Annotated in this window: 10 protein-coding genes and 1 pseudogene; 7 read left to right on the top strand and 4 right to left on the bottom strand. The window is 73.3% G+C overall.

Annotation, left to right across the window (positions count from 1 at the left end; all coding sequences use genetic code 11):
• The first annotated feature begins 23 nt into the window (after positions 1-23).
• From BM076_RS03055 to BM076_RS37225, 6 genes and pseudogenes are all read left to right on the top strand, one after another.
• Positions 24-4,469, top strand: coding sequence for an FtsK/SpoIIIE domain-containing protein (locus BM076_RS03055; protein ID WP_093711785.1), 4,446 nt, complete (start codon positions 24-26; stop codon positions 4,467-4,469).
• Positions 4,469-4,747, top strand: coding sequence for a hypothetical protein (locus BM076_RS03050; protein ID WP_093711784.1), 279 nt, complete (start codon positions 4,469-4,471; stop codon positions 4,745-4,747). Before BM076_RS03055 ends, BM076_RS03050 begins: the two co-directional genes overlap by 1 nt.
• Before the next feature lie 41 nt (positions 4,748-4,788).
• Entirely contained in the window at positions 4,789-6,213 is a 1,425-nt protein-coding gene (locus tag BM076_RS03045; RefSeq protein WP_093711783.1) for a hypothetical protein, read from the top strand.
• Positions 6,213-6,998, top strand: coding sequence for a hypothetical protein (locus BM076_RS03040; RefSeq protein WP_143120512.1), 786 nt, complete (start codon positions 6,213-6,215; stop codon positions 6,996-6,998). Before BM076_RS03045 ends, BM076_RS03040 begins: the two co-directional genes overlap by 1 nt.
• Positions 6,995-7,699 carry a hypothetical protein gene (locus tag BM076_RS03035; protein WP_093711781.1) on the top strand — a complete coding sequence of 235 codons (705 nt, stop codon included), beginning with the start codon at positions 6,995-6,997 and terminating at the stop codon, positions 7,697-7,699. Before BM076_RS03040 ends, BM076_RS03035 begins: the two co-directional genes overlap by 4 nt.
• A 24-nt stretch (positions 7,700-7,723) precedes the next feature.
• Positions 7,724-8,278 (top strand): annotated as a pseudogene (locus BM076_RS37225) (helix-turn-helix transcriptional regulator); the annotation flags it as partial.
• A 10-nt stretch (positions 8,279-8,288) separates the two neighbouring features.
• Here BM076_RS37225 and BM076_RS03025 read toward each other — a convergent pair.
• The 4 genes from BM076_RS03025 to BM076_RS03010 form a co-directional block, all read right to left on the bottom strand.
• Positions 8,289-11,345, bottom strand: coding sequence for an AfsR/SARP family transcriptional regulator (locus tag BM076_RS03025; RefSeq protein WP_093711779.1), 3,057 nt, complete (start codon positions 11,343-11,345; stop codon positions 8,289-8,291).
• A gap of 441 nt (positions 11,346-11,786) precedes the next feature.
• Positions 11,787-13,466, bottom strand: coding sequence for an esterase-like activity of phytase family protein (locus tag BM076_RS03020; RefSeq protein ID WP_093711778.1), 1,680 nt, complete (start codon positions 13,464-13,466; stop codon positions 11,787-11,789).
• A 181-nt stretch (positions 13,467-13,647) separates the two neighbouring features.
• Positions 13,648-15,087 (bottom strand): MFS transporter, encoded by a 1,440-nt coding sequence (locus tag BM076_RS03015; protein WP_093712191.1) that lies wholly within the window; start codon positions 15,085-15,087, stop codon positions 13,648-13,650.
• 76 nt (positions 15,088-15,163) lie between these two features.
• Positions 15,164-15,610: a MarR family winged helix-turn-helix transcriptional regulator gene (locus BM076_RS03010; RefSeq protein WP_093711777.1), complete on the bottom strand. Its 447-nt coding sequence runs from the start codon at positions 15,608-15,610 to the stop codon at positions 15,164-15,166.
• A 193-nt stretch (positions 15,611-15,803) separates the two neighbouring features.
• Here BM076_RS03010 and BM076_RS03005 point away from each other — a divergent pair, with 193 nt between their 5' ends.
• Positions 15,804-17,117 (top strand): threonine/serine exporter family protein, encoded by a 1,314-nt coding sequence (locus BM076_RS03005; protein ID WP_245795685.1) that lies wholly within the window; start codon positions 15,804-15,806, stop codon positions 17,115-17,117.
• Positions 17,118-17,327 lie beyond the last annotated feature (210 nt).

The raw sequence follows: 17,327 nt of genomic DNA, 5'->3' as shown, positions 1-17,327 counted from the left end.
CCGACCCAGGAGGGGGTGGGCACATGCCCATGATGATCACCATTGCCCGGCACCCCGACTGGTCGGCCGACGTCGCGGTGGACGCCGATCCCACCACACCGCTGCGCGACGTCGTCAAGAATCTGCTGGACAGCCTCGACGGCGACCGGCCCCCGGCGGCCGTGATCCCGAACGGCGGCCCCGGTGTCGGAGCCCCCGCCGTCTACCTGGCCGACCGGCCGCTCGACCTGTCGCTGCCGCTGGCCGGCAGCGGCATCCACGACGGCACCGTGCTGTGGCTGGACGCGCCGGGGCCCGCCGAGGCCGCGCCCGAGGGCCTGGTGACCGTCCGGGCGGTGGCGGGCACGGGCGCCGGACGGGTCTGGTACCTCGGCGCGGGCGAGTACCGCGTCGGCTCGGGCCCCGACTGCCAGGTGGACGTGGGCGGCGAACAGCCGTCGACGGCCGCCGTCGTACGGATCTCGCTCGGCGCGGCCGTACGGCTGCGGGCCGTCGGGCACTCCGCGCGGCTGGACCGCGCCGCGCTGCCCGACCACGACGTGCCGTGGCCGGAGACGGCCCAACTCCTCCTCGGCGACACCTTCTTGGAGGCGCACCCGCTGCTGCGCCCGGACGCCGTCGTGGAACCCTCGCCGGACGGCGAGTATCTGGACTACAACCGGCCGCCGCGCCTGCTGCCCCCGGTGCAGCACACCGCTTTCCGGCTGCCGGCCCAGCCCCGGCCGCCCGCGCTGAACGCGATGCCGTGGCTGACGGCGGCGCTGCCCGCCGTGCTCGGCGCCGTCATCGCGATGCTCTTCCACAATGTGATGTTCCTGATGTTCGCGGCGATGTCACCGGTGATGATGCTCGGCAGCTGGTACAGCGGGCGGCGCCAGGGCCGGATCAGTCACCGCCGCCAAGTCGCCGAGTACAACGCCCAGTTGGCGGCGACCGAGGCGGACATCGCCGCCGCGCTCGACCAGGAACGCCTCGACCGCAGGTCGGCGAGCCCCGACCCCGCCGAGCTGCTGGTGATCGCCACCGGGCCGCGCGCCCGGCTGTGGGAGCGCCGCAGGACCGACCCCGACCATCTGCTGGTCAGGGTCGGCATCGCCGACCTGCCGACCGCGATCGCCGTCGAACAGGGCGACGGCCAGCGCCGGGCTCGCGACCTGCGCGCCGCCCCCGACGTGCCCGCGGCCTTCTCCGTCGCGGAGGCCGGTGTCGTCGGCGTCGTCGGCCCCGACGGCTGGCCCCGGCACATGGCGCGCTGGCTCACCGGCCAGCTCGCCGTCCTCCAGAGCCCGCGTGACGTACAGCTGTACGTGCTGACCGACCCGGCGGGTGAGGCGCTGTGGGAGTGGGCGGCGTGGCTGCCGCATTCCCGGCCGATGCTCGGCCAGCAGGCCCTGTCCCTGATGGGCGCCGACGCCGAGACCCTCGGCCGCCGCGTCGCGGAACTCACCGAACTCATCCACGTACGCCAGCAGGCCCGGCTCAACGCGGGCGCCGGCGCGGCCTTCGCCGACCCCGACGTCGTGGTGCTGATGGACGGGGCGCGGCGGCTGCGCGCGCTGCCCGGTGTGGTGGCGATCCTCCAGGAGGGCCCGGCGGTCGGCGTCTACAGCATCTGCGTGGACGCCGACGAGCGCACCCTGCCCGAGGAGTGCGCGACCGTCGTGGTCGGCGGCGCCGGACGCCCGGCGTCGGTACGGCGGCAGCGCGCCGCGCGGATCGACGGCATCGTCGCCGACGAGGTCCCCGACAGCTGGTACGCGGCGGCCGGACGCCGGCTCGCGCCGCTGCGCGACGTCAGCGAGAGCCAGGGCGACGCGGCGCTGCCCGGATCCGCCCGGCTGCTGGAGATCCTGGGCCTGGAGGACCCGTCGCCCGCCGCGATCGCGGCCCGCTGGCGCTCGTCCGGCCGCGGTACGAAGGCGGTCGTCGGCTACTCGCTGAACGGCCCCTTCGCCCTCGACCTGGTCAACCACGGCCCGCACGGCCTGGTGGCGGGCACCACCGGTTCCGGCAAGTCGGAATTCCTCCAGACGCTGGTCGCCTCGCTCGCCGTCGCGAACCGCCCGGACGCCATGACGTTCGTACTGGTCGACTACAAGGGCGGCGCCGCGTTCAAGGACTGCGTCGACCTGCCGCACACCGTCGGCCTGGTCACCGACCTCGACCCGCATCTCGTCGAGCGCGCCCTGACCTCGCTGAGCGCCGAACTCACCCACCGCGAGCACCTGTTGGCGGCGGCCGGCGCCAAGGACCTGGAGGACTACCTCGACTACGCGGCCCGCCGCCCCGGCCTCACCCCGATCCCGCGGCTGCTCATCGTCATCGACGAATTCGCCTCCATGGCCCGTGAACTGCCCGACTTCGTCACCGGGTTGGTGAACATCGCCCAGCGCGGCCGCTCGCTGGGCATCCACCTGATCCTGGCCACGCAGCGCCCGTCCGGTGTGGTGTCGGCGGAGATCCGCGCCAACACCAATCTGCGGGTGGCGCTGCGCGTCACCGACGCGGGCGAGTCGACCGACGTCATCGACGCGCGCGAGGCCGCCGGCATCACCGCCGCCACCCCGGGCCGCGCCTACGCCCGCCTCGGGCACTCCTCGCTGATCCCGTTCCAGACCGGGCGGGTGGGCGGCAGGCGGCCGGTCGCCGACCGGGGCGCGGCGACCGCCGTGCCCTTCCTGCGGCCGGTGTCCTGGCTGGACCTCGGGCTGCCCGCGCCGCAGCGCCCGCACACCGTCGCCGAGACCGACGAGATCACCGACCTGACCGTGCTGGTCTCCGCGATCGGCCAGGCCAACGACATGGTGGGCGTCCCCGCGCAGCGCCGCCCCTGGCTGCCGCCGCTGCCGCTGTCCGCGGTGGTCGACCTGTCCGCCGACCCCGAACGCGGCTCGGGCAAGGACCCGTCCTTCTCCTGGGCCATCCAGGACCTGCCGATGCGGCAGCGCCAGGAGACGGTCACCGTGGACCTGGCGACCTTCGGCCATCTGCACATCATCGGCGCCCCGCGCTCGGGCCGGTCCATGGCGCTGCGCACCTTCGCCGCCGCCGCGGCCAGCCAGTCCACCGTCGCGGACCTGCACCTGTACGGGCTCGACTGCGGCAACGGCGCACTGCTGCCGCTGACCCGGCTGCCGCACTGCGGCGCGGTGGTGCAGCGCACCGAGACCGACCGGGCCGCCCGGCTGCTCAAGCGGCTGCACGCCGAGGTGCAGTCCCGGCAACGCCTGCTCGGCGAGGGCGGGTTCGCCGACATCACCGAACAGCGCGCGGCCCGCCCGACCGGCGAACGCCTCCCGCACATCGTGCTGCTGCTCGACCGCTGGGAGGGCTTCATGGGCACCCTCAGCGAATACGACGGCGGCGCGCTCACCAATCTGGTGCAGACCCTGCACCGCGAGGGCGCCAGCGCCGGTGTGCACCTGGTGGTCGCGGGCGACAACATGCTGCTCAGCGGCCGGATGAGTTCGCTGTGCGACGACAAGCTCGTGCTGCGCCTTTCCGACCGCAGCGACGCGGGCCTCGCGGGCCTCAACTCCCGCAAGATCCCGGAGAATCTGCCGCCCGGCCGCGGCTACCGCGCGGGCAGCGCCGTCGAGACACAGGTCGGCCTGATCGCCGACGACCCGGCGGGCCCCGCGCAGGCCGCCGCCGTCCACGCGCTCGGCGCCCGGCTCACCGCACGCGAGGCCGACGTCCCCAAGTCGGCCCGCCCCAACCGGATCGCGGTACTGCCCACGCAGCTGTCCTTCGCGCAGGCGTGGGACATGCTGGAGGCCGAACCCGGCCCGATGTGGGCGCTGCTGGGCGTCGCGGGCGACGATCTGGAGCCGGTCGGCGCCGATCTGATGGGGGATCAGCCGACGTTCCTGGTCGCGGGCCCCTCGCGCTCGGGCCGCAGTACGGCGCTGAGCGTGATGACGGAGTCGCTGCTGCGCGGCGGCACCGAGGTCGTGATCGGCGCCCCGCTCAACTCCCCGCTGCGGGCGTTCGCGGGCCGGACGGGCGTGCGCGGTGTCATCACCGCGGACGCGCCCGCGGAAAGGGAGTTCGCCGATCTGCTCGACCCCGGCGAGGGCCCGGTCGTCCTGGTCGTGGACGACGCCGAGACCTGGCGCGACCTGCCCTGCCGGGACTGGCTGAAGGCGTTCGTGAAGAAGGCGGCCGGCGCGAAGCGCGGGGTGATCCTCGGCGGCGACGTCGCCTCCGTCGCGATGGGCTTCTCCGGCTGGCAGTCGGAGGTCAAGCGCAACCGGCGCGGCGCCCTGCTGTCGCCGCCCACCCTCAACGACGGCGACCTGGTGGGCGTACGGCTGTCCCGCTCGCAGCTCGCCTCCCGCGTCGTGCCCGGCGCGGCCCTGGTCCACCTGGGCAGCGGCAGTGTGCTGCCCGCCCAGATCCCCTCACCGGCACCGGCCGGTGACCAGACCGGCGGGCCCGCGCCCGCCCCCGACACCCCGGAGCGGTGATGGCAGACCTCGTGGTGCAGGACCTCCAGGCCCTGGCGAACGACCTCGGCGAGCTGATCGGCCAGTTCGAGGGCGCGCTGGACTTCCAGAACGACGACAAGGGCCTGTGGGGCCAGCTCAACGCCAACCTCTCGATGGGCGACTTCGCCGACAACTGGACCGTCCACCGCGACGACATGGTCAAGAGCATGAAGAGCCTGCGGGACAAGGTGTCCAAGGTCGACGAGGCGTGGGCGCAGGCGGACCAGCAGCTGCTGGACACGTTCAAGGACGCCTGAGCACCGGGACGTCCGAGGAGTTCGAGGAGGAGGAAGCACGCATGTCCGTCAGACATCTCGACTGGTCGCCGCTGGACCTGGACTCGGACCCCGTCCACGCCGACCTCGACGTGGTCAGCGGCGCGCAGACCCGCTACCAGCACATCGCCGACACCATCGACGACGCGATCACCAAGCTCCAGCGGATCGTCGACACCAACAGCGACAGCCTGGCGGGCCAGTACGTCGAGGGCCTCAAGTCCGAGGCGGGCACCGTCAAGGACAGCCTCACCAAGGCCGCCGTGCGCTACCACGACGTCGCCGAGGAGATCAAGAAGTACCAGCCGGACCTGGAACAGGGCCTGACCGAGACCGCGGCGGCGCGCGACGACGCCGAGGAGGCCAGGAACGACCAGACCAAGGCGAAGGCCATGCCGGACCCGCAGAAGAAGGACGACGGCACGGTCACCCCCGAGGAGCAGCAGAAGGGCACCGACAAGACCAAGGCCACCGACGCCGCCGACGGCAAGCTCACGGCGGCCAAGAACCGGCTGAACAACGCCCTGAACGCCCTGAATGTGGCGGGCAAGCGCTTCGGCGACGCCGTCAACTGCAAGAAGTACGACGACGGCCTGACCGACTCCTGGAAGGACAAGCTGGACGCCGTCATGGCCAAGATCAGCCAGATCTTCGCCATCATCGGCATGATCCTCGGCGTCCTCGCGATCCTGATCCCGGGGGTGAACGCGCTGATCATCGCGGGGGTCGTCGCGGGGGCGATCACCCTTGTCGCCAACATCGTGCTGTACGCGGACGGCAAGGGCAGCGTCGTCGACGTCATCCTGGGCGCGGTGGGCCTGGGCCTGGCCGGCCTCGGCGCCATCGCGTCGCTGGCCGCCAAGGGCCTGGCCAACGCGGCCAAGACACTGGGCAATCTGGCGGGCCGCCCGCGCCCGGTGACCACCAACCCGCCGCAGCTGCACTGGGGTCCTGGCGCCCCCATCGAACTCCAGCCGATGGGACCGGCGGCCGGCGGCGTACGCACCGGGCCGAGCGTCGTCTCCGGCGTCAACACCGTCCCCGGCGACTTCGTCATCCCCGTCAACCCGGCGACCGGCTGGACCAACATGTCCGACTGGTTCAACAACCCCGCCACCAACTGGCTGCTGGGCAAATTCGGCGCGATCACCCCGGAGATCGGCTTCTGGGAGTCGGCCGGCATGCAGTTCAAGGGCGCGGGCGCGATGTGGGGGAAGCTCTTCACCGACCCGCTGAACTTCGTCAAGGACTGGGCGGGCGTCATCGGCGGCCTCAGCGGCTTCCGCGACCTGTCCGCGATCATGGCGGCGGTCGGCGGGAAGATCTCGCCGCTCTGGTACGTGTGGGGCGGCCTCAACGGCGCCTTCGGCATGGGCGGCCTGATCTACACCGGCGGGCGCCTGATGGGCTGGATCCCCGCGGTCAACCCGCCGGGGGTGACGGCCTGATGAGCGAGTCCGCCACTGAATCCGGGCCCGGGCCCGTGACCGGATCGTCCGCCGCAGGTGCTGGGACGGCCGACGGGACGCGGGAACTGCCCTGGCACTGGGAGTGGGTGCCGAAGATCGGCCCCGACGACCCCGACCACGCGGCCTGGACCGCGCACATGGTGGACCTCTTCGCGGACTGGACCGCCGAGGGCCTGGCCGCCGCCCGGCAGTCCTGGCCCGCCGAGGCGGGCGTCGCGTTCCCCTTCACCGCCGACATGGTGGGGCGGGGCGCCGCCGAGTGGCTGATGCGGCGCGCCGGCCAACTGCCCGCGTGGGCACGGCTGGCGTGGGGCGCGGCCTTCGTCGAGGGCCGGCCCCGCTGGGCGCCGGTCCCGGTCGTGGTGGAATTCCGGCGGCCCCGCGGCGAGGACCCCAACTATCTGATGGACGTGGTCGGTGCGGCGGGACGGGACAGCGACACCCGGCCGCCGACCGTCGACTACGTCACCACGCCGATCGGCGACGGTGTGCAGGTCTTCGCGCTCGGCCGCACCCCCGAGGGCGCCGCCTTCGGCCGGGCCGACGCGGCGATGCGGCTCGACGTGCCGCCGGCCGACGGCGCCCCGAGCGTCAGCTCCGACGTGCTGCTGACCACGATCGTGCTCGACATGGGGCTGATGGCGCTGATCGGCGCGGGAGTGGAGCAGTTGATGCAGCAGATCGCCAACGACTGTGCCCCGCAGGCGGGTTCGGGCCCGGCCCGGCTCGGTCTGCTGCCGTCGCACGAGGGGAGCGAACGGTGATCGACTTCGAACTGGTCGTGCCCGACGGCTGGGTGCAGATCCCCACCGCCCCCGGTACGGCGACGCTGCGCCGCAAAGTGGTCGACGAGGTGATCAGGCACCACGTGCCGGATTCGCTGCCGCGCGACTCGGCGGGCCCCTGGCGCCGGATGCTGCACAAGGAGCTGACGGCCGCGACTGAGGAGGCCGCGCGGCAGAACGCCCGCTCGGTGCTGCTGCCGCTCCAGGAGTTCAGCGGGGTGCGGCTGCCCGGATCGATGCTGGTGACGGTGATCGAGGGCGACGACGAGGCCGAGGACGCGGAGCGGCTGCTCGCCTCGATCCTCGCCGACGCGGGCGACGACGGCAGCTATCTGGAGATCGGCGGCGCCCCCGCCGTACGGGTCGCGTCCGTCGTGAGCAGCGGCCGCATCGAGCGCAAGGCGCCGTCCTGGCGGGTGTCGTACTACGTCTCCAACCCGGACGCGCCCGGCACCTGGGGGCTGCTGACCTTCACCGTGCTCACCGACGGCGATGTCGACGCCGAGCCCGTGCAGGCGGTGATGCTGCTCTTCGACATGATCGTCACGACGCTGCGCTGGTCGAACCGGGTCGACGTGCCGACCGAGGAGGAGGTGCTGGCCCAACTCGCCGAGCAGGAGCCGCTTCAGACGGCCGCCGCGGCCGGTCCCGGGTCTGGACCGGACGCGAAGAATTCCTGAAGAGGGCACGGCCACGCTGGACGTATGACAGTCGCCACCACCGCCTTCGCACCGCTCGCCGCGGCCGGCCCCATGGAGACGGCCGGGACGGCCGGGACGGCCGAGACCGCCCGGGTGCGGATCGCCATCGTGAGCCCGGACATCCTGGCGCAGATCCGGCAGGTGTTCGCGCGGAAGAACCTGGCCGTCGAATTCGTCCGGCTGCCGTACGTCGAGGTGGTCGTCGGGCCCGGCGACGGGCCGGTGGCCGGGCCGTCGCCCGAGGACGCGGCGGCGCCGCTGCCGCGCCGGCTGTGCGCCGAATACCGGCTCAGCGCCGTCGCGGTGGACGGGTCGGCTCCGACGGTGCCGCCGCCGTCGGCCCCGGTCGTCCCGCCGCACGGTCCGTCCTCGACGGCCGTCGCGGAACAGCCCGTCGGGGACGTACCCGGGCTGTCCCGGCGGCAGCACGAGGTGATGGCGCTGGTCTCCCGGGGCGCGCGCAACGCGGAGATCGCCGCGCGGCTGCACGTCAGCGAGAAGACGGTCAAGAACCACATCAACCGGATCTTCCGGACCCTCGGCGCTGGCAGCCGCGTCGAGGCGGTGCTCATCTGGCAACGGGGTCGGCGGGACGATACGGCCCGCTACGGCGCGGGCCTGCCGTCACCCGCGCCGGTACGGCCTGCTCCGGCAGCGCTCGCCCCCGTACCGGCCGCTCCCGTACCGCCTGGTGCCGCGTACCGTCGGCACCGTCCTCGTCCAGCGACCGCAGGAACAGCGTGACGTCGGCGGTCTCCTCGGCGCCCAGCGCCTTCAGCCGCCGCAGCGCCCGGGTCGCCAGCCCGCGCGCGGCCGGGACGTCGGACCCGGCGCGCGCGACCTTCGCCAGGCCGAACAGCGTCAGCGCCTCGTGGTAGTGGTCGCCGCCCGACTCGCACAGCGCCAGGGCGTCCTGGAAGTACCGCGACGCCTTCTCGGCGTGCGCGAGGCCGTGCTCGGCGCCGCCCAGATTGAGCAGGATGTTCGCCTCGAGCAGCACATTCCCGCAGCGCCTGGCGGCGGTCAGGCCGTACGTCCCGTACCAGAGCGCGTCCTCGAACTCGCCCAGCTCCGCGTGGAGTTCGCACAGCACGTCCAGGACGCCGGCCTCGTAGTAGTCCAGGCCGCTGCGCCGGGCGAGGTCCAGTGCCTGGCCGGCGTACGGCAGCGCGGCCCGGTAGTCCTTGGCCTCGCGGAGCACCGACGCCAGATTGCCGAGCAGGCTGGTGCGCAGCACATCGTCGCCGAGATCCTCCAACAGCCGCAGCCCGCGCCGCAGTTCGCGTACCGCCGCGTCATTGTCGCCGAGCCGCGAATACGCCACGCCCAGGTGGTTGAGGAGCACGGCCTGCGCCTGCCGGTCGCCGGTCATCTCGGCGCTGCGCATCCCCAGCCGCAGCACCTCCACCCAGTCGCGGGTCTGCCCGGCCGCGTAGAAGTAGTCGAAGAGCAGATACGCCAGCTGCCACGCCTCGTCGTGGCAGCCGACGCGCTGCGCGGTGCGCAGCAGCGGCGCGAGGTTGTCCCACTCCTGGACGCACCAGGCCACCAGCTCCTTCTGGTCGGCGAAGCGCAGCGGCGCGTGCGGCGCGGGCTCCTCCAGGGTGAAGGGGAGTTTGACCTTGGTGGACTTGTAGTCCTGGGTGAGGGTGCGGACGTACCAGTGCAGCACCCGGCGCAGCGCGGCCTTGCGCACCTGCGGCGGTTCGCCGTCCCGGGCGACCTCCTCGGCGTAGATCCGGGTCAGGTCGTGCATCCAGTAGCCGGTGCCGGTGGCCTCCATCAGGTGCTGCGCGGCGAGATTGCGCAGCGCGGCCGTTGCCGCCTGCGGGGGCACGTCCAGCAGCGCGATGGCCGCCTCCGCCCGGATGTTGACGCCGGGGAACAGCCCGAGCGTGCGGAAGGCGTGCGCGGTGCGGTCGTCGAGCCGGGCGTAGGACCAGGACAGCACGCCGCGTACGGAGTACAGCTCGTCGTCGGGGATCTGGAGGGCGTCCAGCCGGTAGCGGACGTCCTCCAACTCGGCGGCCAGATCGGCGATCCGGGCCTGCGAGCCCGCTGTGACCTGCTCCGAGGCGATGCGCAGTGCCAACGGCAGCCGGTCGCACAGCTCGGCGATCCGCCGGGCGGCGGGGAGTTCGGCGCCCACCCGGGTGTCGCCGATCGCGGCGCGCAGCATCGTCAGCGACTCGTCGGCCGTCAGCGGGGACAGCGTCACGCGCCGCGCGCCGTAGCGCACCGCGAGGCCGCTGAGCCGGTTGCGGCTGGTCACGATCACGAAGGACGGGCCGTCGCCCGGCAGCAGGTCCTCGACCTGGTCGGCGGATTCGGCGTTGTCCAGCACGATCAGCATGCGCTTGTCGCGGACGATGCTGCGCCACAGCGCGACCCGCTGCTCGTGGTCGGCCGGGACCGCGCCCGGGTGCGCGGAGGTCAGTAAATGGTGCAGGGCGTCGGCGGGGGAGCGGGCCGGGCGCTTGGGGTCGAAGCCGCGCAGATTCACGTACACCTGGCCGTCCGGGTAGGCCGGTGCGAGCAGGTGCGCGCAGCGCACGGCGAGCGCGGTCTTGCCGACGCCGCCGACGCCGACGGCCATCACGATGCGCGGTGAGCCGTCGTCCGCCTCGCCACCCGTGCCGCCGTCTGTGCCGCTGCCGGCCGCGCGTGCCGTCTCCAGCACCTGCCGGACCGCGTCCTCGCGGCCGACGAAGTCGGGGACGCCGCGCGGGAGTTGGGCGGGGCGTACGGGGGCGGCCGGGGCCGCGGCGGGCGCGGATTCCGGTGCCGCGTCCCGGGGGTGACCGGCCTCTCGGGGGCGATCGGCTTCCCGGCGCTGCTCGGCTTCTCGGGGGTGCTCCGCTCCGGCGGACAGCAAGGACGCGAACAGCGCCCGCAGTTCGGCCGACGGGTCGAGGCCGAGGTCGTCCGCGAGGCGGGTGCGCAGGTCGTGGTACTGCGTGAGCGCGTCGGCGGTCCTGCCGCTGCGGCTCAGCGCGGTGATCAGCAGCGCCCGCAGCCCCTCGTCGTACGGGTGGGCCGCCGCGTGCGCCCGCAGCCGGTCCGCCGCGGCGGCCGGCCGGCCGGCGTCCAGCAGCAGTTCGGCGTGCTCACGGACCAGCCGCAGCCGCAGACCGGCCGCCCACGTACGGTGTTCCGCGGCGAAGGCGCCCGGCAGCCCGCCGAGCACCGTGCCCGCGGTGCCGTCCGGGCCGGGCCGCCACAGTGCCAGCGCCGCGTCGAAGGCGGCGAGCGCCGCCTCCCGGTCACCCGCCGCGGCGTCCGTCCGGGCCCGCGCCGCGAGCCGTTCGGCCTCCGCGACGTCGAGGCCGCCCGGGGGAAGCCGCAGCGCGTAGCCGGTGCCCGAGCTGACCAGCGGCTCGCCGAGACCGGCCAGGGCCCGGCGCAGCCCGGACACATACGTGTGCAGGCTGCCGACCGCCGTCGTCGGCGCCGCCTCGCCCCAGATGCCGTCCACCAGCCGGTCGCGCGACACCTCGCGGCCGTCGCGCAGCGCCAGCATCGCGAAGACCGCGCGCTGCTTCGGCGGTCCGAGCGCGATCTCGCGGTCCGCCGCGTACGCGCGCAGCGGTCCGAGCGTTTCCACCCGCAGGCGGCCGTCGTCCATCACGGAACCCCCTGGGCGCCGTTGCCCGTCGCCACGCGCTGACCACGCGGCGACTTTCGTCTCGGTCTCCCCGTGCGCCGCATTGTCGCAACGGCACCCTACGGCGCGTCAACACCTCTCCACGGTCCGCGTTTCCGCCGGTCGGCGCCCCCGTCCCCCTCCCTGACCGCTCCTGCCCGCGGCCCGCCCGACGCCTGCCCGTTCCTGTCGCACCCGCCGCACGACACGGGCGCCGCGGCCCTTTCCGGCTGCCCGGTGCGGGCAGCGCGGCGCCCGGTTCGGGCCGGTCGGGAAAAGAGCCGGAAAATACGCCGACCCGGTCCAGCGCGTGGACCGTCGACGGCAGGCCCTGGCCCTCCAGCCGGCGCGTTCCGTACGCCGACGCGCCGCCGTCCGTCCACAAGCTGTGGACGGGCGGCGGCGGTTGCGTACAGCGGGGGATCAGCGCACGCGGACCGTCACCGTCACGGTCTTCAGGACCGCGGGCAGCTTCGCCGTGTCGACCTTGAGGATCTCGCCGTTGTCGGTCGCGCCGGTCGCCGGGAGGGTCTTCTGGTGGACCGTCCACGTGCCGTCCGGGTCGACGGCGATGGAGTCGATGCCGAAGTCGTCGTCGTTGGACAGGTACAGGGTGCGTCCGCCGTCCGCCGTCGCGACGCCCTCGACCTTGTCGTGGCCGAAGAAGGTGCCGGTCGGGTCGAGTTGGCTGACCAGCGCGCCGACGTCCACCTGCGCCTGCTTCTGGGCGACGTTGACGCCGGCCTTCGTCAGGGCGGCGAGCGTCGCGTTGGTGCCGGCGGTGCCGACGTACGCCTCGGGCGACTTGCCGTCGAGCGTGAGGCCGCTGACGTCGGTGGCGCCGTTGATGTCCACGGCGTAGAGCGTCTTCTTCGCGAAGGGCGCGAAGTTGCCGTCCCGCTCGTCGACCAGGAATTTCGTGCCGGACAGCGCGGTGATCTCGCTGTTGGCGTCACCGGTGGTGGCGGGGTCGTCCAGCAGGTACAGATACTGCTTGGTCCTGTACGTCCGCAGGTCGATCGTGACGATGCGGGCCGGGGCGACCTTGGACGCCTTGGTGCTGCCGAGGTCGGGCTGCTGGAGCGCGGACTGCATGATGCCGACCAGTGTGCTGCCGTCGGGGGTAACGGTCAGGCCCTCCATGCCCTTGTTCGTCAGGCGGTTGGCCAGTTCGGCGGGTAGATGGCCGAGGATCGTGTGCGAGGCGTTGTCCGGGCTGTCCTTGTACGGGGTCAGCCGGCCCAGCTCGTAGCCGCTGGCGTCGAAGTGCGTGACGTACGGGCCGTATTCGTCGGACACCCAGAAGGTGCCGTCGCGCAGCGCGACCAGGCCCTCGGAGTCGTAGCCGTACGCCGAGCGCGGCAGCGGCACAGGGGTGCCGCCGTTGGCGTTGGTGGCGTTGACGTCGTCGATGACCTCTTTGGTGTCGTGCGGCGGCAGACCGTTGTACGCGGTGCCGCCGAGCCGCTTCGGCGCCTTGAGGGTGATGGCCTTCACCAGCTCGGCCTTGCCGTTCACCAGCCGGAATTCACCGATCTGCGGGGTGAAGTCGAGCTTCATCTCGGACTTGTTGCCGTCGGGGGCGTCGGCGTTCGGGCCGCGGTCGGTCAGCCCGTAGAACCAGCCGGACTTCCCGGGGACCGGCGCGAGCGAGGAGCCGTAACCCTCGCCGGACAGCTCGGTCTTCGTCCCGTTCGGGCCCCGCACGGTGCCCAGCGGCGGCAGCGGCTGCCCGTTGGAGCGCGCGTCCTGGAAGAGCTGGACGGCGTCGGTCGTGGTGTACGTGAAGGTGTCCGTGCCCTTGAAGCCGGCCGTCGGGGTGTACGTGAAGGAGCCGTCCGCGGTCACCGTCGCGGTGCCGTGGGACGGGTCGGTGTGCCGGACGACCGCGGTGGCGCCGTGGTCGTTGCGCAGCACATTGCCGGTCACCTTGCCGTGGCCGGAATACGTGTCGGCGGTGGCGCCGAAGTCGTGGGTGGGCGCCGACAGCCATCCGGCGGAGTGCGCGGCGGCCGTGCCCGCGCCGGCCACGGCGAGCGTGGCGGTGATCGCGATGACGAGTCGCGTGCGCTTGCGCGCGCGGGAGAGGGAGCGTGAAGTCATGGACCCGAACCTGGCCGCCCGCGGTGAATTCCCGGTTCACCACGGATGAACCACCGGTTCACAACACCCCGGTACTTGGTCCGTTTCCGGCCGGGCCGGTGTCCGATGACCGCCCCCGGGACGGCTGGGGCGCCGGAGACGTACGAGCCGCCGCACAGGTCGTCGGTACGCCGGTGGCGCCCTACGGCGTACGGCCGCGGTGCGCGAGGCGGGGGAGGCTGCGGTCGAGGACGGTGATCAGGAGGTAGAGCACGCCCGCGGCGAGCATGATCCAGGCGAGGCGGTGCATTCCGGCGGTGCTCGCGTGGTCGCCGAAGGACGCGGCGGTCGCGGACGAGGCGATCATCGAGCCGACGTAGGCGAAGGTCCGCAGCAGGCCGGCGGAGGAGCCGGTGCGTTCCGGGTCGGACTGGAAGTAGACGGAATTCTGCAGGGCCAGGCTGTTGGAGCCCTGCGGGACGCCGAAGACGACGGCGAGCAGGACGAGGGCCCACAGCGGGCTGCCCGCGCCGAGCGTGAGCATCAGCGCGCACGCGGCGATCTGGCCGACGGCGCCGAGCAGCAGCTTGCCGAGGACGCCGTCGCGCCGTCCGACGGTGACCGAGACGCCGATCCCGACCAGGAACATCGGTATCTGCACCAGGCCCGCGTGGAACGGCGAGAGCCCGTAGCCCTCCTCCGTCCACTGCGTGAAGCCGTACAGGAAGGCGTACGACACGACGTACGCGACCAGCGAGCGGCCGTACGTGGCCAGCAGTGGCGCGTTGCCGCCGAGGACGCGCAGGTCGATGAAGGGGGTGGCCGCGCGCAGTTCCCGTACGGCGAAGGCCGCGCCCGCGGCGAGCGTGATCACCGGCAGGTACCAGGTGCTCGCGTGCAGATTCATCAGGAAGAGGAGGAGGGAGAAGAGCATGGCGGCGAAGAGCGCCATGCCGGGCAGGTCGATCTGCCGGGCCAGTTGCCGGCCGGCCCGGGACCCGGACTTCGACGCGGACCCGGACCCGGACTCCGGCGCGGACCCGGACTCCGATGCGGACCCGGTTTCCGGTCCGGACCCGATCCCTGCCTCGGCCGCCGTGTCGAGCCCGCCCTGCTTCGGCAGCCGCAGCGCGCCGAGGGCGACGGCCGCCGCGGCCAGCGGGATGTTGAGCGCGAAGGTGAAGCGCCAGCCGCCGAGGCCGATCACCAGGCCGCCCAGCAGCGGGCCGACCACGGCGATGGTCTGGTTGGCGACGGCCAGCGCGGTCAGCACGCCCGCCGGGCTGTCCTTGCCGGTGCGCGCGGCCTCGCTGCGCAGCAGTGCCATCGCGGCCGGGTAGCCGGCGCAGGTGCCGAAGCCGAGCAGCACGCGGGCCGCGACCAGCACGCCCAGGTTCGGCGCGAGGGTGCCGACCACCCCGGCGACGCCGACCAGGCCGGTGCTGAGCAGGAACAGCCGGCGCGGCCCGAAGATGTCGATCAGCCGGCCGACGACCGGCTGGCCGAGCGCGGTCGCCAGATACAGCGCCGACACCAGCCACGCGGTCTGCGACGGCGGCGCCCCGAAGGCCCGGCCGATCGGGACGAGCGCGACCGCGATGATCGTCGAATTGATCGGGTTGAGGACCGAGCCGAGCATCATCGGCGGCACGAGCCGCCGGTCGAACCCGGCGGGCCCGCCGTCCTTGTCCTTGTCCTTGCGCACCAGGGCCGTCCGCTCAGTCACGGATCAGTCGCCCCAGCACCGCCATCGCCTCGATCACCGTCTGCCGCTCCTCCTCCGTGCACTTGCGGTCCAGCTCGGCCGCCAGCCATTCGCCGCGCGCCTGCCGGCCCTCGGCGGCCCGCCCGCGCCCCTCGGCGGTCAGCGCGATCAGCAGCCGCCGCCCGTCGCCGGGGTCGCGGCGCCGCTCGACCAGCCCGCGGTCGGCCAGCGCGGCGACCGTCGCCGCCATCGACTGGTGCCGCATCTCCTCCATGACGGCCAGATCGCTGGTCGTCAGCCCGTCGTTGTCCAGCAGCCTGGCCAGCACCGAGTCCTGCGTCAGGCTCATGTCCGCCGCGCCCGAGGCGGCCCTGATCCGCCGCCGCAGCCGCCCGATCACGGCCCTGACCTCGCCCGACGCCCGTACGGCCGACGCCGAGGGCTCTTTGATCCCGCTCATACGGCCCACGGTAGATTCGTCAGCCGGGATTGTCCAGTTTACCTGTGCAGTTTTCCTGTTCGACGCTCCCGCACGTGCGGGCCCACGGCCGTCACTCCGACGGCCGACGCGGCATGCGGACCCGGTGGGGGTGACCAAGCCTGGGGGTACCGAGCTGTCGCACCGAGCGGAAGCTCCGTGGCGGGAGGCCGATGTGACCGCGGCGGACACCGGGAGAACCGGGGCAACTGGCCCCCACCAGGAGGAAGCCCACGAGGAAGAGGTCGGCTTCCTCAAGGAGCTGACCGGGCTGCTGCTGCGCACCAGCGGGGAGGGCGCGGAGCAGATCGAGACGTCGGTACGGTCGGCGGCGCGGGGCCTGGGCGCCACCGCCGACCTGGTGGTGGTGCCGGACGGCGCCACCGTGACGGTCGGCTCGCACGGGCGGACCACGACGGTGGCCGTCCGCGGCTTCCCCGAGGTCTTCAGGATGGACCAGGTCGTCGCGCTCAAGCCGCTGCTCGGGCGGGTCTCGGCGGGCTCGGTCGGCGCGGCGGCGGCCGGCCGCGAACTGGCCGCGATCACCTCGGCCAGGCCGCCGTACGCGTGGTGGCTGCGGCTGATCGGCATCACCCTCTTCGCGGTCGGCTTCGCGCCGCTGATGCAGCCCACCTGGTACGAGGTGTGGACCAGCGCGGTGCTCGGCGCGATCACCGCGACGCTGGCCGTCGCCGCCGAGCGGGCGCCGCGGCTGGCCACGGTGCTGCCGGTGGTGGCCGCGACCGTCGTCTCGCTGGTCACCCTGGAGGTCTTCGCGCGCACACCCGCGCACGGCGGTCCCGTACTGCTGATGCTGCCCGCGCTGTTCTTCTTCGTGCCCGGCGACTATCTGAGCGCCGCGACCGCCGAGTTGGCGGCCGGTTTCCTCACCACGGGTGCGATCCGGCTGGTCTACGCGGTCTTCCTGCTCGTCCAGCTCTACCTCGGCGTGATGCTCGGCCTGGTGATCACCGGCCGCTCCCGGCACGCCCTCTTCGACGTCGCCGCCGACGGCGACCTGCCGCGCTGGGCGCTCTTCCTGGCCTGGATCGTCTTCACGGCCGGCACCGTGCTCGCCTTCGCCGTCCCGATGCGGCTGCTGTGGCCGCTGCTGCTCCTGGTGTACGCCACGGTCGGTGTGCAGAGCGGTGTCACCAAGCTGATCGGGGAGGTCGGCGGCACCTTCGTCGCCGCCGTCGCGCTGGGCCTGGCCACCACATGGCTGGCCGCCCACCCGGACCGCCCGCCCCGGATCGTCCTGCTGCTGCCCGGCTTCTTCACCCTCACCGTCGGCTCCCTCGGCATGCGCGGCCTCACCGCGCTCGCCGGCGGCTACCCCGTCCGCGGCTTCCAGGACCTCACGAAGATGGTCACGATCGTGACGGCCATCGCCGCCGGCCTCCTCCTGGGCGCGGTCCTCGCGCGCCGCGAGGACATGGCCTCCGGCCCGGGGCCCGCCCCAGGGCCGGCCCCCGGGCACGGACCATGAGCGGTGCCGAGGACGACGGACGGGATTCCCCTGCGGAAGGCGTCGTCCGGCCGGTCCGGGCCGAGTACCCCCAGCGCCCGCGCGGCGAAAACGCTTGGACGCCGCCCCCGCACCCACGGGACACTTCCGGTTCCCCCGCCGGTCCGTGATGTGAGGGACGGTACGAAATGGGCACGTCACAGACGCAGCAAAATCAGCAGACGCAGCAAA

Source organism: Actinacidiphila alni, from assembly GCF_900112845.1.
GTDB lineage: Bacteria > Actinomycetota > Actinomycetes > Streptomycetales > Streptomycetaceae > Actinacidiphila > Actinacidiphila alni.
Note: the sequence above shows the minus strand (reverse complement) of the source record. Positions and strands in the feature narration are given on the sequence as shown.

What these genes read in the sequence shown, in the direction of transcription:
- BM076_RS03055 (WP_093711785.1), top strand. Translation starts at nt 24, where the DNA reads ATGCCCATGATGATCACCATTGCCCGGCACCCCGACTGGTCGGCCGAC.
- BM076_RS03050 (WP_093711784.1), top strand. Translation starts at nt 4,469, where the DNA reads ATGGCAGACCTCGTGGTGCAGGACCTCCAGGCCCTGGCGAACGACCTC.
- BM076_RS03045 (WP_093711783.1), top strand. Translation starts at nt 4,789, where the DNA reads ATGTCCGTCAGACATCTCGACTGGTCGCCGCTGGACCTGGACTCGGAC.
- BM076_RS03040 (WP_143120512.1), top strand. Translation starts at nt 6,213, where the DNA reads ATGAGCGAGTCCGCCACTGAATCCGGGCCCGGGCCCGTGACCGGATCG.
- BM076_RS03025 (WP_093711779.1), bottom strand. Translation starts at nt 11,345, where the DNA reads ATGGACGACGGCCGCCTGCGGGTGGAAACGCTCGGACCGCTGCGCGCG.
- BM076_RS03020 (WP_093711778.1), bottom strand. Translation starts at nt 13,466, where the DNA reads ATGACTTCACGCTCCCTCTCCCGCGCGCGCAAGCGCACGCGACTCGTC.
- BM076_RS03015 (WP_093712191.1), bottom strand. Translation starts at nt 15,087, where the DNA reads ATGATGCTCGGCTCGGTCCTCAACCCGATCAATTCGACGATCATCGCG.
- BM076_RS03010 (WP_093711777.1), bottom strand. Translation starts at nt 15,610, where the DNA reads ATGAGCGGGATCAAAGAGCCCTCGGCGTCGGCCGTACGGGCGTCGGGC.